This is a genomic window from Castellaniella sp., assembly GCF_049671645.1.
Lineage (GTDB): Bacteria > Pseudomonadota > Gammaproteobacteria > Burkholderiales > Burkholderiaceae_B > Castellaniella.
In genome coordinates this window covers 1-19,880 of record NZ_JBATVG010000019.1, presented here as the reverse complement: position 1 = coordinate 19,880, position 19,880 = coordinate 1, and the positions used below count along the sequence as shown (strand labels likewise).

Below are 19,880 nucleotides of genomic sequence, written 5' to 3'. Positions count from 1 at the left end.
GTCGCGCCGATGTCTACAACAGTCACAGTCGCGAATGTCAGCAAGAAATTCGGCGCGAACGTCACTGCGATCGACGGGGTCTCCTGCGAGATCAAGGCAAATTCTTTTGTCTCCATCGTCGGGCCCAGCGGTTGCGGAAAATCGACCCTGCTGCGCATCATCTCGGGGCTGGTGTCGGCGACCAGCGGCCGGATCGCGGTGGGCGGCAAAACGGTCAATGGGCCGATATCGGATGTGAGCATGGTGTTCCAGGGGCCGGTGCTGCTTCAATGGCGCACCGTGCTGGAGAACATCCTGTTCGTCGCCGAGATCGGCGGCAAAAACCCCAGGGAGCACCGGGCCCGCGCGCTGGCGCTGATCGAGCTGGCCGGCCTCAAGGGCTTCGAGAACAGCTATCCGCACCAGTTGTCGGGCGGGATGCAGCAGCGCGCGTCGATTTGCCGGGCGCTGCTGCTGAATCCTTCGCTGATCCTGATGGACGAGCCGTTCGGGGCGCTGGACGTCATGACTCGCGAGCGCCTGGGTTTCGAGCTGCAGGGAATATGGAGCGCCAGCAAGAATACCGTGGTTTTCGTCACGCACAGCATTACCGAAGCGGTGCTGCTGTCGGACACGATCATTGTCATGACGGCCAGACCGGGGCGCATCCAGGACATCGTCGAGGTCGACCTGCCTCGCCCCAGAACGCCGGAGACGCTCCGGACACCGCGGTTTCTTGAACTGTCCGCCTATGTCCGGGAAAGCATCGGCACTCAGTGGGAAGGCTAGGAGAACCCAGAAATGTTAAATGCATCCAAGACCTCGTTGGCGGTGGTGATCCTCATCCTGCTTTGGCAGTTCGGCGTGCCGCTCACAGGCGTCCCCGACTACATATTGCCCCTGCCGACGACGATATGGCAGCGATTCCTGGGGACCTTCGATCTCCAGGTCTATCACCTGGCCGTCACCGCAGGGACGACGGTGGCCGGCCTGGCGCTGGGTACTGTGGTGGGCATCGTGCTCGCCCTGCTCGTCGTCTACGTCGAGAGCCTCAAGTCCATCGTCCTGCCGTTTCTGGCTGCCTTCAACAGCATCCCGAAGATCGCGATCGCGCCACTGCTCGTCGTCTGGTTCGGGCTTGGCGCGGAATCGAAGATATTGCTGGCGTTCATGCTGGCCTTGTTCCCGATTTTCGTGAATTCGCTGACCGGCCTGGGCGAAATAGAAAGCGACATCATCGATCTCTCGATGCTTGCCGGGGGCAACGCGCTCAGGATCTTCATCAAGGTGCGCCTGATGCACGCTTTGCCTTATATTGCCGATGCCCTGAAGGTGGCTTTCCCCCTGGCGCTGGTCGGATCCATCGTCGGCGAGTTCATCGGGGGTAACATGGGAATCGGATACCTGGTGCTGACGGGGCAGTTCAATATGGACATTCCCCTGGTATTCGCAGCGCTCCTGTCCATCACCCTGTTCACGACGCTGGGAATCTCGGCCATCGGCATCTTTGAAAACATCTTTCTGAAATGGCAGCCTTCGCGACGTGTCCGATAGTACAGAAAAACCAGTAGAGCGCGCCGACCCGCCCGGCGGGGTCGGCGCCGTCAAGAAGGCCCTCATGGTGCTGGGCTGCTTCTCCGGCGCCGAGCCGCTGCTGAGCGTCACCGAACTGGCGCGTCGGGTCGGCCTGCACAAGAGCTCCGTCTCGCGGATCGTGGCCACGCTCGAGGAAGCGCAATTCGTCGAGCGCGATCCTGCCAGCGGCATGATCAGGCTGGGGGGCGGCCTGGTCGCGTTGGCCGCGCCGGTGATGGAAAATTTCGGCTTGTCCGAGCTGGTGCGCAACGGCCTGCAGGAGCTGGCTGCGACGACCCAGGAGACCTGCAGTTTCAATATCTGGGATGGCGAGGCCGCAGTGTCGATCGAGCACGTGCGCGGCTCGCATCCGGTCTCGCATTACGCGCCGCTGGGCTTGACCAAGCCGGCCTGGTGCACCGCCACCGGCAAGGTGTTGCTGGCATTTGCGCCGGACAAGGTCATGGAGCGGGTCGTGGCTGCGCCGCTGGTCAAGTACACCGAGGCGACGCTGACCGACATCGACGCCATTCGAGCCGAGCTGCGGACCGTGCGGACGCTGAATTTTGCGGTCAATCGGGGCGAGTTCTACCCCGATGTCGGCGCAGTAGCGTCGGCGGTCAGGGGCAAGGGCGACCGACTCATCGGCGCAGTCGGCATCACTGTGCCGATGTACCGATTCACCGAGGAAAAAATCCTGTTTCTGCAGAAACCGCTCACGACGATGGCCGAGTTCCTGAGCAAGCAACTCAGCGCGATGTAGCGATCGCTGGCGGAGGGCGAGAGGCTTGGAATCCGTACTGGACGAGGATCTGTACTGGCGATTTTCCCTGGCCGTCTATCGGGACGAGGGTGTGGCGCGGAGCTGCCTGGCGCTGCAGGCGGAGGTTGGCCTGGACGTCAACGTGCTTCTGATGTCGCTGCTGGCGGCAAGGTGGCATCGGCGACCTATCCTTCGCGACGAGATCGAGCAGGCTGACGCGCGCGTGCAGGCATGGCGCCGGGATGTGGTCGCGCCTTTGCGCGCGGTTCGCAGTCGTCTCAAGTCCGGGCCGCCGCCTGCGCCCGATCCGCATACCGATGCGCTGCGCAACGAGGTCAAGGCGGCCGAACTGCGGGCCGAGCGGATCGAGCAGCAGGCGCTGGCCGCCTGGATCGACGCCCTGGCGCCCGCCATCGGGCAGCGGATCGCGCGCGTCGAGGATTGCCTGGACACGGCGGATCGGGTGGTCGAGCTTTACCTGGCCCGGGCGCCGGCATGCGACGCCGAGGCTGAACTGCGGGGCTGGGCGTGCGTCGTAGCCCGCGCATGCGCCGGTTTCCGCGACGCATGCCTGACCGATCCGCGCGGCGGATAGCGGGCCTGCCAGGGCTGCTCCGGCAGTCCTATCCCAGCAACGTGCGCGCGATGATGGTGCGCTGGATTTCCGAAGACCCCTCGTAGATGCGCAGGATCCTGGCATCGCGCACGTAGCGTTCCAGCGGCATGTCGCGGGTGTAGCCGTAGCCGCCGTGGATCTGCAGGGCGCAGTCGGTGATGAAGCCGACGGCCTCCGAGGCATAGAGCTTTGCCATGGCGGACTCCATGGAAAACCGTTCCCCCAGTCCGCGCTTGTGGGTGGCTTGCAGCGTCAGCGCCCAGGCCGCTTCCAGGCGCAGTTTCATATCGGCCAGCATCCATTGAATGCCCTGTTTGTCGGCCAGCGGCCGGCCGCCGATCAGGCGTTCCTGCGCCCAGGACACGGCGGCCGCCAGCGCCGCTTCCGAAATGCCCAGGCTGGTGGCGGCCACGTCCAGGCGGCTGTTGTCCAGCACCTTCATGGCGGTGCGAAAGCCGCTGCCTTCCTCGCCCAGGCGCCGGCTTGCCGGCACCCGGCAGTCCAGCGCCACCTCGAAGGCATGGCCGCCGCGGATGCCCATCAGCTTCTCGGGTTGGGAAATCTGCAGGCCGGGGGTGTCTTTATCGACGACGAAAGCGCTGATGCCCCGGCTGCCCGCTTGCGGGTCGGTCTTGGCGTAGACCACGATGAAGTCGGCCTCGCCGGCGTTCGAGATGAAGTGCTTGACCCCGCTCAGGTGGTACTGGTCGCCGTCGCGTTGCGCCCGGGTGCTCATGTCCGCGGGGTTGGACCCGGCGCGGGGTTCGGTCAGCGCGAAGGCTCCCAGGATCTCTCCCCGGGCGGCCCGGGGCAGATACTGCGCGCGCACGGTGTCGTCCGCTCCGATCAGGATCGAGTCGGTGGCCAGATAATGGGCGCCGATCATGGACGAGGTCGCGGCGCAGTGGCGGGATATCTCGGCCAGCGCCAGCACCAGCGCGGTGGGGCTGACGCCGGGGCCGTCCCAGCGTTCCGGCAGATTCATGCCCATGACGCCCAGGGCCGACAGCCCCGGTACGTGGCAGGTGGCCGATCGGGCCTGCTCGTCCAGCTCGGCGGCCCGGGGGGCGAGTTCGGCGGCCGCATAGCGGCCAATGGCGGCGGCGATCTCCAGATCGTCTTCACTGACGCCCAAACGCGGATTCATCGTGGTCTCCTGTGTGTTCAAGATGGATTCAGTGTCCGAAGACGCCCAGATCGCGCAGCGCGGCGATCTTGTCCAGGCTCAGGCCCAGCAGGCTGTGCAGGATCGTGTCGGTATCGGCGCCCAGGTCCGGGGCCGGACGTGTCGGCCGGGTGTTCCAGGCGGAAAATTGGATGGGCTGATGGGGCAGCCGCAGGCCCGGCAGGCGTGGATCGTCCATATCCTGCAGCAGCTTGCGGTGCCGCGCCTGATCGCTGTCCAGCGCCTGGCGCACCGTCCAGATCGGCGCGGCGGGGATGGCGCCCGCCTCGAATCGCCCGACCACGTCGGCCACGGTCAGCGCAGCGGCCCAGGATTCGATGGCCTCGCGCAGCAGCGGCTCGTGCAGCGAGCGCTGTTCGTCGCTGGCGAAACGGGGATCTTGCGCCAGATCCTCGCGGCCGATGACCTGGGCGAATTGCGCAAACAGTTTGTTGTTCAGGATCGCCAGGACGAAGTGGCCGTCCCTGGCCTGGTAGGCGCCAAAGGGGGCCGACAGCGGGTGCCGGTTGCCCACCCGCCGGGCATCCAGGCCGGTGAACAGGTGGCGGGCGACGGCGGTGACGGTGAACGACAGCGTGGCATCGAACATGGCCGCGTCCACATGGGTGCCGCGGCCGCTGCGATCCCGGCCGATCAGCGCCGCCAGGGTGCCCCAGGACGCGAACAGGCCGCTGAGCACGTCGGTGATGGCTTCCCCGACCAGCGTCGGCGGGCCATCCGGGAAGCCTGTGGATTCCATGATGCCGCTCATGGCCTGGATGACGATGTCGTAGGCGGGGCGGCGCGCGGCGGGGCCGTTTTGCCCGAAGCCGGAAATGCTGGTGTAGACCAGTCTGGGGTTCAGCGCGCTCAACTGGCTATAGCCGATGCCCAGCTTGTCCGCCACCCCGGGCCGGAAGTTCTCGACCACGATGTCGACTTCCGCCGCCAGCCGGTGCACCAGCGCCACTGCGTCGGGCTGCTTCAAGTCCAGCACTAGGCTTTGCTTGTTGCGGTTGACGACGCTGAACAAGGCGCTGTGCCCGTCGCGCATCGGGCCGATCGCGCGGTAGTCGTCGCCCTGGGGGGGTTCCACTTTGATGATGTGCGCGCCCAGGTCGCCCAGCAGCGCGGTGCAGAACGGGCCGGACAGCACCCGCGTGAAATCCAGCACGCGCAGGCCGGCCAGGGGGCCTGCGCCGGAATCGGTGTGTTGCGCCATGTCGTGTCTCCGTCGTGATGATGCGCCGCATGTCCGGGCCGCCGGGCGGCGGTCATCGGGCGGCGATCTCTGTCGCTTGGCTTCGGAGCTATGGTAAGAGCGTCTTTGTATAATTTAAAACATTAAAAATGAATTGATTGAATAGGATTTAATGATTCAATTCTCCATCCGGCAGCTGGAATACTTCGTCGCGGTCGCCAGGCACGGCGGCACGCTGCAGGCCGCGCGCGCCCTGAGCGTGTCGCAACCGTCGATCTCCCATGCCATCCGCGGGCTGGAAGCCAGTTGGGGGGTCTCGCTGTTCGTGCGCCAGCATGCGCGCGGCCTGCAACTGACCGCGGAAGGCGAACAGCGCTTCCGCCAGACCCTGCGTCTGCTGCGCGAGGCCGACTCCCTGGCGCAGCAGGGCGAAAAGAACATTCGCGGGGACCTGACCGTGGGCTGCTTCGAGACGCTGGGGCCTTTGGTGTTTCCAGCCCTGATGAGAACGTTCCAGCAGCATTACCCGGACGTGCGGCTGCGGCCCCACGAGGGGCATATCGCCGACTTGCTGAGCCAGGTGGCCGACGGCGCGATGGAATTGGCCCTGGTCTACGACACCAGCCTGGCGGGCGACCGGATCCGGCTGCACGACATCGGCGCCAGCCTGCCCTATGCCGTGCTGCCGGCGGGGCACCCTCTGGCCCTGCGCACCGATGTGTCGGTGGCGGATCTGGCGCGGTATCCCTTCATCCTGATCAACCCGCCCCATAGCCGCGAATATTTTCTTTCCTTGTTCAGCCATGCCGGGGTGCGGCCGCATGTCGTGGCGGAAGTCGGCTCCTTCGAAATGGTCCGCGCCCTGGTGGCCAACGGGCACGGGGTGTCGATCCTGGTGACCCGTCCGGCGGGCGATCTGGCCTACGATGGCAGCCCCTTGGTGTGCCTGCCTTTGCGGGATGCGCCGACGCCCCAGAAAATCGTCCTGGCCAGCGCGGCCGATCTGCCGCTGGGGGCCATCGCGCAGGCCTTCCTGGACCTGGCGCGCGCGTATCTGGCCGGCCAGGGCATGCATGGCGGCTAGTGCCTGATGCCGTGCAAAAGTCTATACTTTTCCCGGATGGCCGTATCCATCCCGCAACCCCTTCATTTCGCGCACCTTCCAGGGCAGACATGACTCCACAGCACACCGAACCGCATCCCATCTGGCAGGGCCGCGATGATTCCGCCGAGCAGGGCGACACCCGGCGCCTGTTCCAGGTCGTGCGCCACGACGATGCCTGGCGGAGCGGCGATGGCGTGCTGCTGGGCTTTGCCAGCGATGCCGGGGTGCGGCGCAATCACGGGCGGCCCGGGGCGGCGGGCGGCCCGCCGCAGGTGCGCCGCCTGCTGGCCGGCTTGCCGGCCCACGCCCTGACGGCGCTGTGGGATGCGGGCGACATCGCCTGCGAGGGCGACGACCTGGAACCCGCCCAGGCGGCGCTGGGCGCGCGGGTCGCCGCCATCCTGAATGCCGGGGCGCGCCTGGTGGTCGTCGGCGGCGGGCATGAAATCGCCTGGGGCGATTTCCAGGGGCTGCGCGATCATCTGTATGGCCCGCAAGGCCCCGGCGGGTCGCTGTTGATCCTGAACCTGGACGCCCATTTCGACCTGCGCAGCAGCCGTCCCGGCAGCTCCGGCACACCGTTCGACCAGATCCTGGAAGACAGCCGCAGGCGCGGCCTGCCGGTGCGCTACGCCGTGCTGGGCATTTCGCCCTTGGGCAATACCGCCGGCCTGTATGACCATGCCCGGGAGCTGGGCGTGCATTATGTGGAAGATCGCCGGATGCAGGAACGCCACCTGGACCGGCGCATGGCTGAATTGGACAGCCTGCTGGCCGGCGCCGACCACGTTTACCTGACCATCGATCTGGACGTGCTGCCGGCCGCCGTCGCCCCCGGGGTGTCCGCCCCCGCGCCGTTGGGGGTGCCATTGTCGGTGGTCGAGGCCTGCGCCCGGCGGGTCAAGGCATCCGGCAAGCTGCGCCTGGCCGACATGGCCGAATTCAATCCGGCATTCGACATCGACAACCATACCGCCCGGGTGGCGGCCCGGCTGGCCTGGGTGCTGTTGCAACCCTAGCGCGCCGCCGTTGAATCCTTAGGTCTGCCCCGCCAGTTTGTAGCGGTTGCCGGGGTACCACATCACTGCCTGCGAGGCGAACGCACCGCCCGAAAACGTCGTGCGGTCCAGCACCAGGCAGGGCTGTTCCAGCGCAATGTCCAGCGGCTCCGCCACGTTGCGCGGCGGCAGCTTGACCTCGATCGTGTAGCGCCCGGTGGGCGCGGGGGCGGCGTGCATCAGGTATTCGTTGGGGGTCGTCCGCGACCAGTCCTGCTGCAGGTAATCGGGCAGGCGCCGGGCGTCGACCACGCGGTCTTCCAGTTGGATCGGTTCCGCGTTTTCGTAATGCACGATGATCGAATGAAACAGCGGCGCCCCCACCGGCAGGTGAAAGCGCTGCGACTGCGTCGTGGATACCTGGCCTTTTTCCAGCAGCAGGACGTGGCAGGAATGCTGGTGCCCCCGGTCGCGGATGTCCTGGGCGATGCTGCGGATCTCGATCAGGGTGGACGGGATTTTCGCGGGCGCCACATAGGTGCCCGAACCCTGGTAGCGCAACAGCACCTGGTCGGCCGTCAGTTCGCGCAGGGCGCGATGCACCGTCATGCGCGACACGCTGAATTGTTTGCATAGCGCCAGTTCGGTGGGGATCAGTTCGCCTTCCGTCCAGGTGCCGCCGCGAATCTGTTGCAGGACGTAGTCCTTGATGCGCTGATAGGCGGGCGTTGCCCGCGCGGCGGTCTCGGTCTGGGCCTGGCGGCGCATGTCGTGTTTCCTGTTCGTCGGATAGGGCTATTCTATGCGAGACCGTGTCGTGGGTTCACGAATAGGTGTTTTCCCGACCTGGCGGGCGCCGGCCCGCGTTTGGAACACAAAGCCCCAGGGTTATCCCGGAATTATGCGTCAATCTTAAAGCGCCTTATGGCGCTTTTCTTATAGCGACCTGAATGGGTGTCCAGTACATTGCTTGAAACCGCCTGATCCGCGCGAAGGTCATGGGAATGCCGGATGCGGCGGGTCTATCAAAATCTGGAGACAACCATGAGCAATTCCGTCGCCCCGGTCGATGAAATTCTGCCGATGGGCAAATTGACCGCGCTGGGCCTGCAGCACGTGCTGGTCATGTATGCCGGCGCGGTCGCCGTGCCGCTGATCATCGGTCGCGCCCTGAACCTGGATGCCCACGAGGTATCCCTGCTGATCGCCGCCGACCTGTTCGCCTGCGGCCTGGCCACCATCATCCAGTCGCTGGGCGCCACCCAGTGGTTCGGCATCAAGCTGCCCGTCATCATGGGCGTCAGCTTCGCCCCGGTGGGCCCCATGATCCACATCGCCGCCAGCAATCCCGGGCACGAGGGCGCCCAGTTGCTGTTCGGCACCATCATCGCGGCGGGGATCATCACCATCATCATCGCCCCGTGGATCAGCCGCCTGCTGCGCTTCTTCCCGCCGGTCGTCACCGGCACCATCATCGCCATCATCGGCATCACTTTGATGCGCGTGGGCATCAACTGGATCTTCGGCAATCCCTTCGGCCCCACTGCGCCGTCCGTGGTCGATCCCAACTACGCCGCCTGGCTGAAAAGCGCCCAGGTCGCGGCGTCCGCGCCCGGCTCGCCGCTGGCCGCGGTCCCGCAGGGCCTGTCCATCCTGCCTACCGTGCCCAATCCCAAATATGCCGACCTGACGGGCGTGGGCGTGGCCGCCATCGTGCTGGCCTCCATCCTGCTGATCGCCAAGTTCTGCAAGGGCTTCCTGGGCAATATCGCCGTGCTGCTGGGCATCGTGGTGGGGGCGATCATCGCCACGGCCATGGGCATCATGAATTTCGACAAGGTCGCCAAGGCCGCTTGGGTGGACGTCGTCATGCCCTTTCACTTCGGCATGCCCAAGTTCGATTTCTGGATGATCCTGACCATGACCCTGGTCATGATCGTCATCCTGATCGAATCCACCGGCATGTTCCTGGCCCTGTCCGACATGACCGGCAAGAAGATCGACCAGAAAGACCTGGCGCGCGGCCTGCGCACCGATGGTCTGGGCACCCTGATCGGCGGTATTTTCAATACCTTCCCGTATTCCAGCTTTTCGCAGAACGTCGGACTGGTGGCCGTCACCGGCGTGCGCAGCCGCTTCGTCTGCGTGGCCAGCGGCGTCATCCTGCTGATCCTGGGCCTGCTGCCGAAGCTGGCGGCGCTGGTCGAATCCCTGCCCACCGTCGTGCTGGGCGGCGCCGGCATCGTCATGTTCGGCATGGTCACGGCCACCGGCATCCGCATCCTGGGCGGCGTGGATTTCATCAAGAACCGCCACAATGCCATGATCGTGGCCATTTCCATCGGCATGGGCATGATCCCCGTGGTCGCCCCGAACTTCCGCCAGTGGATGCCGCACGCCATCCATCCCCTGATCGAATCCGGCATCCTGCTGACATCCCTGTCGGCCGTGCTGCTGAACGTGTTCTTCAATGGCGCCCCGCACGACACCAAAGGCGCTGTCGAGGCCGCCAAGCACGCAGAGGCTTGATCCGGCGGCGGGGCTGCGCCCGCATTGGGCTGGCCCCGTCCTGAAACGCCCGATCGCATCGGCCCGGCATTCGCTCGGGCCGATGTCCTTTCAGCCGGGATCTCGTCGCCGGGCGGGACGCGCCTGGAATCGTGAGCGGACTTGCCTACAATATCTGGATTCCCTGAACCCGGTGGCTCTTCCATGCCCGCAGCTTCCCTCACCACCGTCTGGTACGTCGCCCACACCAAACCGCGCCAGGAATCGATGGCGCGCGAACAGCTGCTGCGCCAGGATTTCGAGGTCTACCTGCCGCTGTTCAAGGTCTTCAAGAAGCCGCGCGCGACCGCCCACGAACCCATGTTCCCCCGCTACCTGTTCCTGCGGCCCACGCGGCCTACGCAGTCGCTGTCGGTTGTCCGGTCCACCGTCGGGGTCAGCCGCCTGGTGATGTTCGGCCCCCAGCCCGCGACCTTGGCCGATGCCGCCGTGCAGGCGGTCCGCCAGGCCGAAACCCTGCGCGAATCCGCTCAGATGGACCAGATCAGCCCCTTCCAGCCCGGCATGCCGGTGCAGATCCAGGATTCCCCCCTGGCCGGCATCCAGGCCCTGGTCCAGGCCGTCTCCAAAGACCGCGTCACCCTGCTGCTGGATATCCTGGGCCGCCCCCAGACCGTCCAGGTCGAATTCGGGCAGATCGCGCCGCTGTGATTCTGAAGCGGCTCTATTGGATCCGCCTGAGCGTCCCCCGCTAGTGCCAGATCTGTCACATGTCCGGTCGTCTTCTGGCGCTGGCAGTGACGCCGCTTGGCAGTGGCAACCCGGCTGCAGGGTGAGCCATGGGTTTGCCCGCCGGTCGACGCTGCCGGTGCACAAGCCCTAGCCCGCCTTGCTTTCCGCTTCCCGCATCAGCGCCCACCACACCGCCAGCGACACCAGAAAGAACATCACCCCGTTATTGCGCCCCAGGATCACCTGTGTCAGGCCGAATGCCGCGAACGCGGCCGGCAGGCTGGCGCCGCAGCAGGCCAGGATGCGGGTCGCCGCATCCGCATGGCGCAGGCGCTGGGCGAAATACCAGAAACTGGCGATCAGCAGCGCCAGGAACGCCACCAGGCCCAGCGTGCCCTGGTGCAGCCAGATTTCGATGAATTGGTTGTGGGTGTTGGAAAGTGTTGCCACAAAGCGGTTGGCGCGGCCTGCCTGGATCAGCTCGCCCAGGTGCGCGTTGTATTCCGGGTGTCCCCAGCCCAGCAGCGGCCGGTCGGGGATGCTGATCAGGGCGGCTCTCCAGGCTTCCAGGCGCGACCCGACGTTATTGGTCGCGTCGCCCCCTTGGCTGTAGGCCTGCCATTCGGCAAAAGCCTCGTCGAACCGGCGTTCCGTGATCTTGCCGGCGGACAGCAGCGTCACCGCCAGCGTCACGGCCACCGCCAGCAGCGCCGCGCCCGCCAGTAGCCGGCGGCCGTGTCCGCGACGCGCCAGCGCCAGGGCGGCCAGCACGAGCAGCACCGGAACGGCCACCAGCCCGCCGCGTGTTGCCGCAGCAATAAATGCATAGGTGCCTGCCAGGGCTCCAATCAACAAAAACCCCGCCCATGCCATGCGATGCCGGATGGCGGACAATGCCGCCCCCAGCACGCACCAGAATGCCATCATCAGCGCGATATCCCCGAAAGGGATCGCGCTGGTGACAAAGCCTTCGGCCCGGTTGTAGCCCACCACGTGCACCTGCCACCAGGCTACTGCGGCCGTGCCCAGGCAGCCCAGCACCAGCCCGGCCCAGATCCAATCCAGTCGCAGCCGCACCTGTCGCAGCCCCCACAGGACCGGGATGGCCAGCAGATAGCGCACGCCCTGGTCCAGGTACTTGCCGGAATCGCCATGCCAGACCACCGCCAGCGCGTTGATCGCGCACACGGCCAACAGCAGGACGCACAAGGTCCGGTCCTGGAAGGTCCACGGCGGGCAGGACCCGGGTGCCGCCTGGCGGTCGTCCGGGCTGCCTGCCCGCGACCGCGACGATCCGCGACAGGACCACGCCGCCGCCAGCCCGCCCAGCAGCAACAGGCCGCCGCCCCAGGAATAGCCATTGGGCACTGACAGCGTCAGCAGGAAAAACAGCGCGGCGCTGGCGGACATCCAGACCGACAGCCGTGAGGCCGGAGTGGGGGGCATAGATCAATAAACGTGACAGAGAGTGACGCGCCATTTTACCGATCCGCCAGCCCCTGTGCTGGATTCCAGTCGCACGCCGTCCGGCATGCCGGCGGGCGTTTCGTTTGCCGATGCTGAAGACCCGCGACCTGGACGGCCGAGGCGTCCGGGCTGCCCTCGCGTGACCCAGGACATTGCTAATTGAAACAATTGCGAGCCCCTGGCAAAAGAGCGAAGTCACATTTTGTGACTGTCAGCTCTTACAGGAGACATGCATGTCAATTCGGCATACCGCCATTATCTTCGCCTGCCTGGGCCTGCCGCCGCCCGCCACCGCGCAGGATCTGCCGCCGCCGGCGCAGTCATTGTCCGCCCCGTCACAGGCACTGTGGGATGCGTCCCCGGTGCCTTTTTCTTTGCAGGGGGATCTCGTCCAAGCGTCCGACCACCGGACCGTCACCCGCCCGCTGCTGCTGGAACAGAACAGCGGCTTTCTCGTGGAGGGCGGGCAGACTCTGGATATCCAGGGCGCCCTCTGCGCACCCTCGGGCAGCGGCCCGGGGCTGGATGCTTGCCTGAGCCCTGACGCCCCCGCGGCCATGCCTCCGGCCCTGCTGCTGAAACTGGGCGATGGCCATCTGGCCCTGTCCGGCGCCAACAGCTATCGCGGCAATACCTTGCTGCTGCAAGGCAGCCTGGGGCTGCGGTCCAGCCAGGCCCTGGGGCACATCGCCAACACCCTGGACATGGCTGGCGGCGCCCGCCTGGATCTGGCCGATGGCATTACCCTCGACCAGAACCTGCAGGCTCAACCCCTGGCCGCCATCGCGCCCCTGGTGCCTGGGGGCTGGGGCGTCGCGCTATCGGCGTCCGGCGACCCGGCTGCCACACTGCGGGTGGAGCAGGGCACGGCCACCTGGCAGGGCCGCATCACCGCTTACGTTCCGCTGATCAAGGATGGCGCCGGCACCTTGCGTCTGTTGGGATCCGGTTTCGCTCCGGACCATGCTCTGGACTTGCGCCAGGGTGGCGTGCAGGTGGGGCAGGGCGGCATCGACATGAACCAGTTCTGGTTCGGCGCCATCCATGCCCGCCCGGACACGGTCCTGTCAGGCACCGGCCTGGTTCTGGACGCCCTGGTCGCCGGCCATCTGCGGCCGGGATCGCCCGGCGCCGCCGGCTCTCTGTGGTTCGGCAACCGCCTGCAACTGGCCGACAGCGCCCAGACTCGCCTGCCCGTCGGCCTGGGCGAGCCCGCTTTGCAATCCCTGGGTTCCATCCGCCTGGCAGGCGAACTGTGGCTGGATCCCATCCCCGGCCAATGGGCGCCCAACACCCGCTACGGCATCGTGCAGGCGGATGGCGGCCTGGATTACACCACCATCGCCGCCTCCGATCCCGTCGCGGTGACCCCGGTGGGGATCAGCAGCGGCGCCGGGCGGTTTTCCCGGGTGCACAGCCCCGTGCGCTACCTGGACCCTGTCCTGGACTACAGCCCGCAGTCCGTCGGCTTGACCCTGCGCTATAACGCCCGAGGCGTGAACACCGCCGACCCCAGCTGGCGCAGCGCCTTGCTGGACGACAGCCGTTTCCTGCGGGACTCGGCCCTGGCCCACACCGGCGGCGGCCGGGCCTGGGCGCAGACCTGGGCCGCCAATACCGAACGGCGCGGCCAACACAGCTTGCCGGGGGATGACCGCGACACCGGCGGCCTGCAACTGGGAGTCAGCCGGCCTGTGGGGCGGGATTGGCACGTGGCCGCCTTTGCCGGCTGGCAGGACAGTCGCCAGCGGTCGCAGTCCAGTCAGGCTGCGGGATCGGCGGATGAGCACAGCGCCTACCATCTGCGCGACCGCGCCGCGCACCTGGGTCTGGGCGCCCAGTATCGCGGTCCGTTCGCCACGCTGGCCCTGGGCGCCGCCCAGTCGCATCACCGCGCGCGGATCAGCCGCCAGGCCGACCCGGCGGAATCGGCCCTGTCCAGCCGCGCTCGCGCCGTCCTGACCCAATTGTGGGCGGACATCCGGCCCGCGCAGCCCCTGCCCGTGGGGGACTGGGGCATCACCCCTTGGGCCCGCGCCGCATGGCTGCGCCTGCATCGGCCCGCCACCCGGGAAAACGGCGGAATGGCCGCCGTCGCCCTGGATGCGCAAACCGACCAGCGTTGGCTGACCCGCCTGGGTATCCTGGCCGAGCGCCGCTGGCCCGCCCCGCAGGGTGAGGCCCGGCTGTTCGCCCAGGCTGGCGTGCGCAGCCTGTGGGGCGGCCGCGCCCTGCACAGCCCGCAGGCCTATCGGGCCGACCCTGGCGCGTCCTTCGATGCCGCGGGTCTGCCCATAGCCCGTCATACCCTGCAACTGGATCTCGGCGTGCATGCGCCCATCAGCCGTCAGGCCGCCGTCACCCTGGCCTATACCGGCCAGCATGGCGGTGGGCAGATGCAGCATGGGGTGTGGCTGGGGGTGAGCATCACCCTGGGCGGGAAATCAGCGAGGCGGTACTAAGCGGGTCGCAGGCACCTTAGTGTAATCCGCGCTGCGCCGGGTGACAGACGGCGTGGCCTGGTCTTCCCTGGTGCACTGAGCGTGGTGTATTATCGCGTTCATGTCTTGAACGACTAAAAAGCGCTTGCTGACCGTATTACAGCACGGCGGTAGCGTGTCTGAGGGTCTCTTCTTATAGTTGTTTTCTCTGCAAAAATGATTGACGGCATCTACGAAGAAAGCCACTTGAAAGTGCTGCGGCTATTGGAAGCCAATCCTGCACTTAGCCAGCGCGATCTATCGCAGGCCTTGGGAATTAGCCTGGGCAAGACCAACTACTGTATGCGTGCCTTGTTGGACAAGGGGCTGATCAAGATGCAGAATTTTCGCAACAGCGACAGCAAGCTGGGGTACGCCTATCTGCTGACACCAGCGGGTATGGTTGCGAAAGCTGAATTAACCAAAAATTTCCTGAAAATCAAAATGCGGGAATATGAAATCCTGAAGCAGGAAATCGATCAACTGCGCCAGGAAACCAAAGAGCTATGACTTTTTTGGAACTAAGCCGTGGATTCTGGGCGCATCTGACGACACGTCGTAAGCGCCAACTGGCTGTTTTATTGGCACTGATGGTCCTGGCTTCTCTTGCCGAGGTGCTTAGTCTGGGAGCCGTGCTGCCCTTCCTGAGCGTGCTGACTCAGCCTGAGAAAGTCTTTGCCTATTCCGCGATCCAGTCGGCACTGCGGTGGCTGGGTATCGATACTGCGCAGGCCTTGTTGTTGCCGATCACGCTGGGTTTCAGCGTTGCAGCGCTGTTGGCTGGCGGCATGCGTCTGCTGCTGCTGTATGTACAAACCAAACTGTCTTATGCGATCGGGTCGGATTTCAGCTATCAGATCTATCGGAGAACACTGTATCAGCCGTATGCCGTGCATGTGTCCCGCAATAGTAGCGAAGTGATTAGTGGGGTGACAACCAAGGTCATCATGATCATCAATTATTTCTTGATGCCCCTCCTGACCTTGATCAGTAGCGCAGTGATTCTTGTTGCGATCTTAGTTGCACTTTTGGCAGTGAATCCATTGATGTCTTTGGTAGCCTTCCTGGGGTTTGGCTCAATCTACGGTATTGTGATTCTGCTAACTCGTAGGCGCTTGGCTGTTTGTAGCCAGCAAATCTCTCTGGAATCCAACCAAGTGGTCAAGGTCTTGCAGGAAGGCCTCGGTGGAATTCGTGATGTCTTGCTGGATGGCACCCAGGAGACCTATTGTCGCCAGTATCGATTGGCGGATATTCCACTTCGTCGTGCTCAGGCTAGCAGTACCATCATAGGGGGATCCCCCCGCTTTGCGGCCGAAGCCATGGGGATGGTTTTCATCGCTATTCTGGCCTATGCCATGGCCAGCCGAGATGGTGGCATTACCGGTACCATCACTCTATTGGGTATTTTGGCCCTGGGCGCTCAGCGGTTGTTGCCGGTCTTGCAGCAGGGGTACTTGTCCATCGTCCAGCTACGCAGTGGTCGTCATTCTCTACAGGATGCGCTGGGCCTATTGAATCAATCAATCGATGCACAGGTCCATGACCAAGCCGTTTGTGAATTGCCATTCGTCCGCAGCATCCGGTTGGAAAATCTGGGATTCCGCTACAGTTCGCAATCCCCTATGGTCTTGCATGATCTGAATTTGACCATCTCGCGTGGTAGCCGAGTCGGCTTTATCGGTACCACCGGCAGTGGCAAGAGCACCCTATTGGATATCATGATGGGACTGCTCAACCCCACAACTGGGCACTTGTTGATCGATGACACCCCCTTAGGGCCGACTACGCAGCGTGCCTGGCAGCGCCGTATCGCCCATGTGCCGCAGTCTATCTATCTGGCCGATGCTTCTATTGCGGAGAATATTGCCTTTGGCTTGGCCCCTGATCGGATCGATAGGGATCGAGTGCGGCAGGCTGCGCAACGGGCGCAAATTGCGGACTATATCGAATCCTTGGCGGACGGCTATGACTCCCACGTTGGCGAACGGGGTGTGCGGCTATCTGGCGGGCAGCGCCAGCGTATCGGTATTGCTCGAGCACTATATAAACAAGCTGAGACCATCATCTTGGATGAGGCTACTAGCGCATTGGATAATGAGACCGAACGCGCTGTGATGGATGCTATCGATGACTTGGGAAAGGATCTGACGATCCTGATGATTGCGCATCGGTTGTCCACGTTACAGCGATCCGACTGGATCGTCGAGTTGAGTCATGGGCGTGTTATCCGTGCAGGGACTTATGACGAGATGGTCGGTAATACAATCCATCCCACGCAATCGCCAATCAATCAACAGGAACCAAACACGTGAAAGCAGTCATCCTGGCTGGGGGGCTGGGCACCCGGATTTCCGAAGAAACGCATCTGAAGCCCAAACCGATGGTGGAGATCGGCGGCAAGCCTATCCTGTGGCACATCCTGAAGATGTACTCGCATCATGGCATTCACGACTTCGTGATCTGCTGTGGTTATAAGGGCTACGTGATCAAGGAGTATTTCGCTAACTACTTCCTACATATGTCGGACGTGACCTTCGATATGAGCACCAACCGTATGGAAGTGCATCAGCAGCATGCCGAACCCTGGAGGGTAACCTTGGTGGACACGGGGGAGAGCACACTGACGGGCGGGCGCTTGAAGCGAGTGCGTGACTACGTAAAGGAGGAAGACGCCTTCTGCTTTACTTATGGGGATGGGGTCAGCGATGTGGATATCGGAGCGTCGGTCCGTTTTCACCATCAGCATGGCCGTTTGGCGACGGTCACGGCGGTGCAGCCACCCGGGCGCTATGGTGCGCTCAAGCTTGAAGGTGATCGGGTGGCAGGTTTTACGGAAAAACCTCGCGGTGACGGCGGGCTGATCAATGGCGGTTTTTTCGTGCTGTCACCCAAATGCCTGGATCGCATCCAGGGTGATCAGATCAGTTGGGAAGGCGAACCTCTGACGTCTCTGGCGCGTGACGACCAGTTGATGGCTTTTGAGCACAATGGCTTTTGGCAGCCCATGGATACTCTGCGGGAAAAGAATCTGCTGGAAGATCTCTGGGATTCTGGCAAGGCGCCATGGAAGACCTGGGCATAGTGCGCACCATGGCGACAAATACCCCTGATCCTGCCTTCTGGCGGGGGCGGCGGGTGGTGCTGACCGGGCATACTGGGTTCAAAGGCAGTTGGCTGGCCCTGTGGCTGCATCGGCTAGGGGCACGGGTGACAGGCATCGCCTTGCCTCCGTCTGGCGAATCCAACCTGTATACGTTGGCGGGGGTGGGTGAAATATGCGATTCGCGGTTCGTCGATATCCGCGACGCAGGGGCTGTGAGCGATCAGATTCGTCAGGCCGAGCCAGAAATCGTTTTCCACTTAGCAGCGCAAGCCTTGGTGCGCGCGGGCTACGAGGATCCGCTGGCGACCTACGCCACCAATGTCATGGGCACGGCGTACGTACTCGATGCGTTGCGCGGCCTGGACAGCGTGCGGGCCGCCGTGATGGTGACAACCGACAAGGTTTATCGCAATCTGGAACAGCCTTATCCCTACCGCGAGGACGATGCGCTGGGTGGGCACGACCCCTACAGCGCCAGCAAGGCGGCCAGCGAGCTGGTGATTGCCAGCTACCGCGATGCTTTTCTGGCGGAGCAGGGCGTGGCGGTGGCCTCGGCGCGCGCGGGCAATGTGATTGGAGGGGGAGACTGGGCTATTGACCGCCTGATCCCCGATGCTGTGCGCTGCTGGCAGGCGGGCGACAGATTACCGATCCGCCGCCCTCAGTCGATCCGTCCTTGGCAGCATGTGTTGGAGCCGCTTAGTGCGTATCTGCGCCTGGCTGAAAGTCTGTGCGCCAAGCCAGCCCTGGCCGGCGCCTATAACTTCGGCCCCCAGACGCATGAGGCGGCCACCGTGCGCCAAGTGGTCGAGCAAGCGCGCCAGGCCTATGGCTGTGGCGATATCCAATGGGGCGACGGCACCGAGGGGCCTCACGAGGCCGGCTGGTTGGCGTTGGAGATTGCCCGGGCGCGCACTACGTTGGGCGTGCAGCCGCGCTGGGCTTTGCGGGAATCCGTCACACGGACGATGGATTGGTATCGTCATCAGCATGACGGTGCGGACGCTCGCGCGCTGTGCGAAGCCGACATCCAGGCTTTCGAGTCGGTGGGAGTGGAATCATGAGCCGCTTCAAAGTCACCGAAACCGGTATCGAGGGCTTGCGTATTGTCCAGCGCCAGCGCCTGGGCGATGAGCGAGGATTCCTGTCGCGGCTGTTCTGCGCCGAGGAACTGGCGCCCGTCGGCTGGCACAAGCCCATCGCCCAGATCAACCACACCTGGACTCGGACTCGGGGCACGGTGCGAGGCATGCATTTCCAGCGTCCGCCGCATGCCGAGATGAAACTGGTCACCTGCCTGCGCGGCACGGTGTGGGATGTGGGCTTGGATCTGCGGGCTGGATCGCCTACCTTTTTGCAATGGCGCGCCGCGGAGCTCTCCGCCGATAATGGCCGTGCCCTGCTGCTCCCGGAGGGCTTCGCGCACGGCTTTCAGGCGCTGACCGATGATTGCGAGCTGCTGTACCTGCACACCGCGCCTTATGCGGCTCAGGCCGAGGATGGCCTGCTGGCCACCGACCCGCTGTTGGCAGTCGATTGGCCTTTACCCATTGCGTTGCAATCCGAGCGCGATCTGCGCCATCCCGGACTGGCCCCGGATTTTGTTGGACTGGATTTGAATTCATGAATTGCCGTCACTGCGGCGCCGCGTTGCGCCATACGTTTCTGGACCTGGGTTTTGCGCCGCCGTCGAACGCTTACCTGAAGGCCGGCGATCTCAATCGGCCCGAAACCTACTTCCCGCTGAAGATCCGTGTCTGCGACCAGTGCTGGCTGGTGCAGACCGAAGACTACGCCCAGGCCGATGAATTATTCAGCCCGGACTATGCGTACTTTTCCAGCACCTCCAGCGGGTGGCTAGCCCATGCGCAACGCTACGCGCAGGCGATGACGCAGCGCCTGGGTCTAGGCAGCGAGAGTTTCGTGATTGAGGCTGCCTCTAACGATGGCTATTTGCTGAAGAATTTCATCGCTGATGGCATCCCGTGCCTGGGCATCGAGCCCACGGCCAGCACGGCGACTGCGGCCGAAGCAATCGGCGTGCCGGTGCTGCGCGAGTTCTTTGGCGAGGCGCTGGGCCGCCGGTTGGCCGGCGAGGGCCGGCAGGCCGATCTGATCGCGGGCAACAACGTCTATGCGCACGTGCCCGACATCAATGACTTCACGCGCGGCCTGGCGGCGGCCT

At 64.5% G+C, this 19,880-nt stretch carries 19 protein-coding genes; 15 read left to right on the top strand and 4 right to left on the bottom strand.

Features of this window, described 5'->3' with window-relative positions; genetic code table 11:
* Positions 1–9 precede the first annotated feature (9 nt).
* The 4 genes from WBG56_RS08630 to WBG56_RS08615 are packed head-to-tail and all read left to right on the top strand — an operon-like array spanning position 10 to position 2,912.
* Positions 10–768, top strand: coding sequence for an ABC transporter ATP-binding protein (locus WBG56_RS08630; RefSeq protein WP_424267289.1), 759 nt, complete (start codon positions 10–12; stop codon positions 766–768).
* 12 nt (positions 769–780) lie between these two features.
* The gene (locus WBG56_RS08625) at positions 781–1,533 is read left to right on the top strand and encodes an ABC transporter permease (protein WP_424267287.1); all 753 of its coding nucleotides are present in this window, start codon (positions 781–783) and stop codon (positions 1,531–1,533) included.
* The gene (locus tag WBG56_RS08620) at positions 1,523–2,317 is read left to right on the top strand and encodes an IclR family transcriptional regulator (RefSeq protein ID WP_424267285.1); all 795 of its coding nucleotides are present in this window, start codon (positions 1,523–1,525) and stop codon (positions 2,315–2,317) included. Before WBG56_RS08625 ends, WBG56_RS08620 begins: the two co-directional genes overlap by 11 nt.
* A 25-nt stretch (positions 2,318–2,342) precedes the next feature.
* A complete protein-coding gene (locus WBG56_RS08615) occupies positions 2,343–2,912 on the top strand; it encodes a TIGR02444 family protein (protein ID WP_424267283.1) in 570 nt (189 codons plus the stop codon).
* Positions 2,913–2,940: 28 nt separating this feature from the next.
* On the opposite strand, the gene WBG56_RS08610 is transcribed toward WBG56_RS08615, so the two are convergent.
* Together WBG56_RS08610 and WBG56_RS08605 are read right to left on the bottom strand one after the other, a co-directional pair.
* The gene (locus tag WBG56_RS08610) at positions 2,941–4,080 is read right to left on the bottom strand and encodes an acyl-CoA dehydrogenase family protein (protein ID WP_424267281.1); all 1,140 of its coding nucleotides are present in this window, start codon (positions 4,078–4,080) and stop codon (positions 2,941–2,943) included.
* A 28-nt stretch (positions 4,081–4,108) separates the two neighbouring features.
* Positions 4,109–5,320 (bottom strand): CaiB/BaiF CoA transferase family protein, encoded by a 1,212-nt coding sequence (locus WBG56_RS08605; RefSeq protein WP_424267279.1) that lies wholly within the window; start codon positions 5,318–5,320, stop codon positions 4,109–4,111.
* Between the two features lie 151 nt (positions 5,321–5,471).
* On the opposite strand from WBG56_RS08605, the gene WBG56_RS08600 reads away from it, so the two are divergent.
* Together WBG56_RS08600 and hutG are read left to right on the top strand one after the other, a co-directional pair.
* Positions 5,472–6,383 (top strand): LysR family transcriptional regulator, encoded by a 912-nt coding sequence (locus WBG56_RS08600; protein ID WP_424267277.1) that lies wholly within the window; start codon positions 5,472–5,474, stop codon positions 6,381–6,383.
* An 89-nt stretch (positions 6,384–6,472) separates the two neighbouring features.
* Positions 6,473–7,423, top strand: a complete 951-nt coding sequence (gene hutG / locus WBG56_RS08595; RefSeq protein ID WP_424267275.1) for a formimidoylglutamase — start codon at positions 6,473–6,475, stop codon at positions 7,421–7,423.
* An 18-nt stretch (positions 7,424–7,441) separates the two neighbouring features.
* Here hutG and hutC read toward each other — a convergent pair whose 3' ends face one another.
* Positions 7,442–8,170, bottom strand: coding sequence for a histidine utilization repressor (gene hutC, locus WBG56_RS08590; protein ID WP_424267273.1), 729 nt, complete (start codon positions 8,168–8,170; stop codon positions 7,442–7,444).
* Positions 8,171–8,446: 276 nt separating this feature from the next.
* Here hutC and WBG56_RS08585 point away from each other — a divergent pair, with 276 nt between their 5' ends.
* Complete coding sequence (locus tag WBG56_RS08585) at positions 8,447–9,931, top strand: nucleobase:cation symporter-2 family protein (RefSeq protein WP_424267271.1); 1,485 nt, start codon at positions 8,447–8,449, stop codon at positions 9,929–9,931.
* Between the two features lie 183 nt (positions 9,932–10,114).
* On the top strand, positions 10,115–10,621 hold the full coding sequence (gene nusG, locus WBG56_RS08580) for a transcription termination/antitermination protein NusG (protein ID WP_424267269.1): 507 nt from the start codon (positions 10,115–10,117) through the stop codon (positions 10,619–10,621).
* A 168-nt stretch (positions 10,622–10,789) separates the two neighbouring features.
* Here the strand turns inward: nusG and WBG56_RS08575 are convergent, their stop codons facing one another.
* Positions 10,790–12,088: an O-antigen ligase family protein gene (locus tag WBG56_RS08575; RefSeq protein WP_424267267.1), complete on the bottom strand. Its 1,299-nt coding sequence runs from the start codon at positions 12,086–12,088 to the stop codon at positions 10,790–10,792.
* Positions 12,089–12,342: 254 nt separating this feature from the next.
* On the opposite strand from WBG56_RS08575, the gene WBG56_RS08570 reads away from it, so the two are divergent.
* The 7 genes from WBG56_RS08570 to WBG56_RS08540 all read left to right on the top strand — a co-directional run.
* Positions 12,343–14,571: an autotransporter domain-containing protein gene (locus WBG56_RS08570; protein WP_424267265.1), complete on the top strand. Its 2,229-nt coding sequence runs from the start codon at positions 12,343–12,345 to the stop codon at positions 14,569–14,571.
* A 195-nt stretch (positions 14,572–14,766) separates the two neighbouring features.
* On the top strand, positions 14,767–15,099 hold the full coding sequence (locus WBG56_RS08565) for a MarR family EPS-associated transcriptional regulator (RefSeq protein ID WP_424267263.1): 333 nt from the start codon (positions 14,767–14,769) through the stop codon (positions 15,097–15,099).
* Positions 15,096–16,904: an ABC transporter ATP-binding protein gene (locus WBG56_RS08560; protein WP_424267261.1), complete on the top strand. Its 1,809-nt coding sequence runs from the start codon at positions 15,096–15,098 to the stop codon at positions 16,902–16,904. The genes WBG56_RS08565 and WBG56_RS08560 overlap by 4 nt, the downstream gene beginning before the upstream one ends.
* Positions 16,901–17,674, top strand: a complete 774-nt coding sequence (rfbF, locus tag WBG56_RS08555; protein ID WP_424267259.1) for a glucose-1-phosphate cytidylyltransferase — start codon at positions 16,901–16,903, stop codon at positions 17,672–17,674. The genes WBG56_RS08560 and rfbF overlap by 4 nt, the downstream gene beginning before the upstream one ends.
* Entirely contained in the window at positions 17,656–18,759 is a 1,104-nt protein-coding gene (rfbG, locus tag WBG56_RS08550; RefSeq protein ID WP_424267257.1) for a CDP-glucose 4,6-dehydratase, read from the top strand. Before rfbF ends, rfbG begins: the two co-directional genes overlap by 19 nt.
* A complete protein-coding gene (locus tag WBG56_RS08545; RefSeq protein WP_424267255.1) occupies positions 18,756–19,322 on the top strand; it encodes a dTDP-4-dehydrorhamnose 3,5-epimerase family protein in 567 nt (188 codons plus the stop codon). The genes rfbG and WBG56_RS08545 overlap by 4 nt, the downstream gene beginning before the upstream one ends.
* The coding region (locus tag WBG56_RS08540; protein ID WP_424267253.1) for a class I SAM-dependent methyltransferase at positions 19,319–19,880 on the top strand (562 nt) is incomplete at its 3' end. The genes WBG56_RS08545 and WBG56_RS08540, both read left to right, overlap by 4 nt.

Excerpts from the sequence above, each read along its gene's own strand:
- WBG56_RS08630 (WP_424267289.1), top strand. The coding sequence starts at position 10 with ATGTCTACAACAGTCACAGTCGCGAATGTCAGCAAGAAATTCGGCGCG.
- WBG56_RS08625 (WP_424267287.1), top strand. The coding sequence starts at position 781 with ATGTTAAATGCATCCAAGACCTCGTTGGCGGTGGTGATCCTCATCCTG.
- WBG56_RS08610 (WP_424267281.1), bottom strand. The coding sequence starts at position 4,080 with ATGAATCCGCGTTTGGGCGTCAGTGAAGACGATCTGGAGATCGCCGCC.
- WBG56_RS08605 (WP_424267279.1), bottom strand. The coding sequence starts at position 5,320 with ATGGCGCAACACACCGATTCCGGCGCAGGCCCCCTGGCCGGCCTGCGC.
- WBG56_RS08600 (WP_424267277.1), top strand. The coding sequence starts at position 5,472 with ATGATTCAATTCTCCATCCGGCAGCTGGAATACTTCGTCGCGGTCGCC.
- hutG (WP_424267275.1), top strand. The coding sequence starts at position 6,473 with ATGACTCCACAGCACACCGAACCGCATCCCATCTGGCAGGGCCGCGAT.
- hutC (WP_424267273.1), bottom strand. The coding sequence starts at position 8,170 with ATGCGCCGCCAGGCCCAGACCGAGACCGCCGCGCGGGCAACGCCCGCC.
- WBG56_RS08585 (WP_424267271.1), top strand. The coding sequence starts at position 8,447 with ATGAGCAATTCCGTCGCCCCGGTCGATGAAATTCTGCCGATGGGCAAA.
- nusG (WP_424267269.1), top strand. The coding sequence starts at position 10,115 with ATGCCCGCAGCTTCCCTCACCACCGTCTGGTACGTCGCCCACACCAAA.
- WBG56_RS08575 (WP_424267267.1), bottom strand. The coding sequence starts at position 12,088 with ATGCCCCCCACTCCGGCCTCACGGCTGTCGGTCTGGATGTCCGCCAGC.
- WBG56_RS08570 (WP_424267265.1), top strand. The coding sequence starts at position 12,343 with ATGTCAATTCGGCATACCGCCATTATCTTCGCCTGCCTGGGCCTGCCG.
- WBG56_RS08565 (WP_424267263.1), top strand. The coding sequence starts at position 14,767 with ATGATTGACGGCATCTACGAAGAAAGCCACTTGAAAGTGCTGCGGCTA.
- WBG56_RS08560 (WP_424267261.1), top strand. The coding sequence starts at position 15,096 with ATGACTTTTTTGGAACTAAGCCGTGGATTCTGGGCGCATCTGACGACA.
- rfbG (WP_424267257.1), top strand. The coding sequence starts at position 17,656 with ATGGAAGACCTGGGCATAGTGCGCACCATGGCGACAAATACCCCTGAT.
- WBG56_RS08545 (WP_424267255.1), top strand. The coding sequence starts at position 18,756 with ATGAGCCGCTTCAAAGTCACCGAAACCGGTATCGAGGGCTTGCGTATT.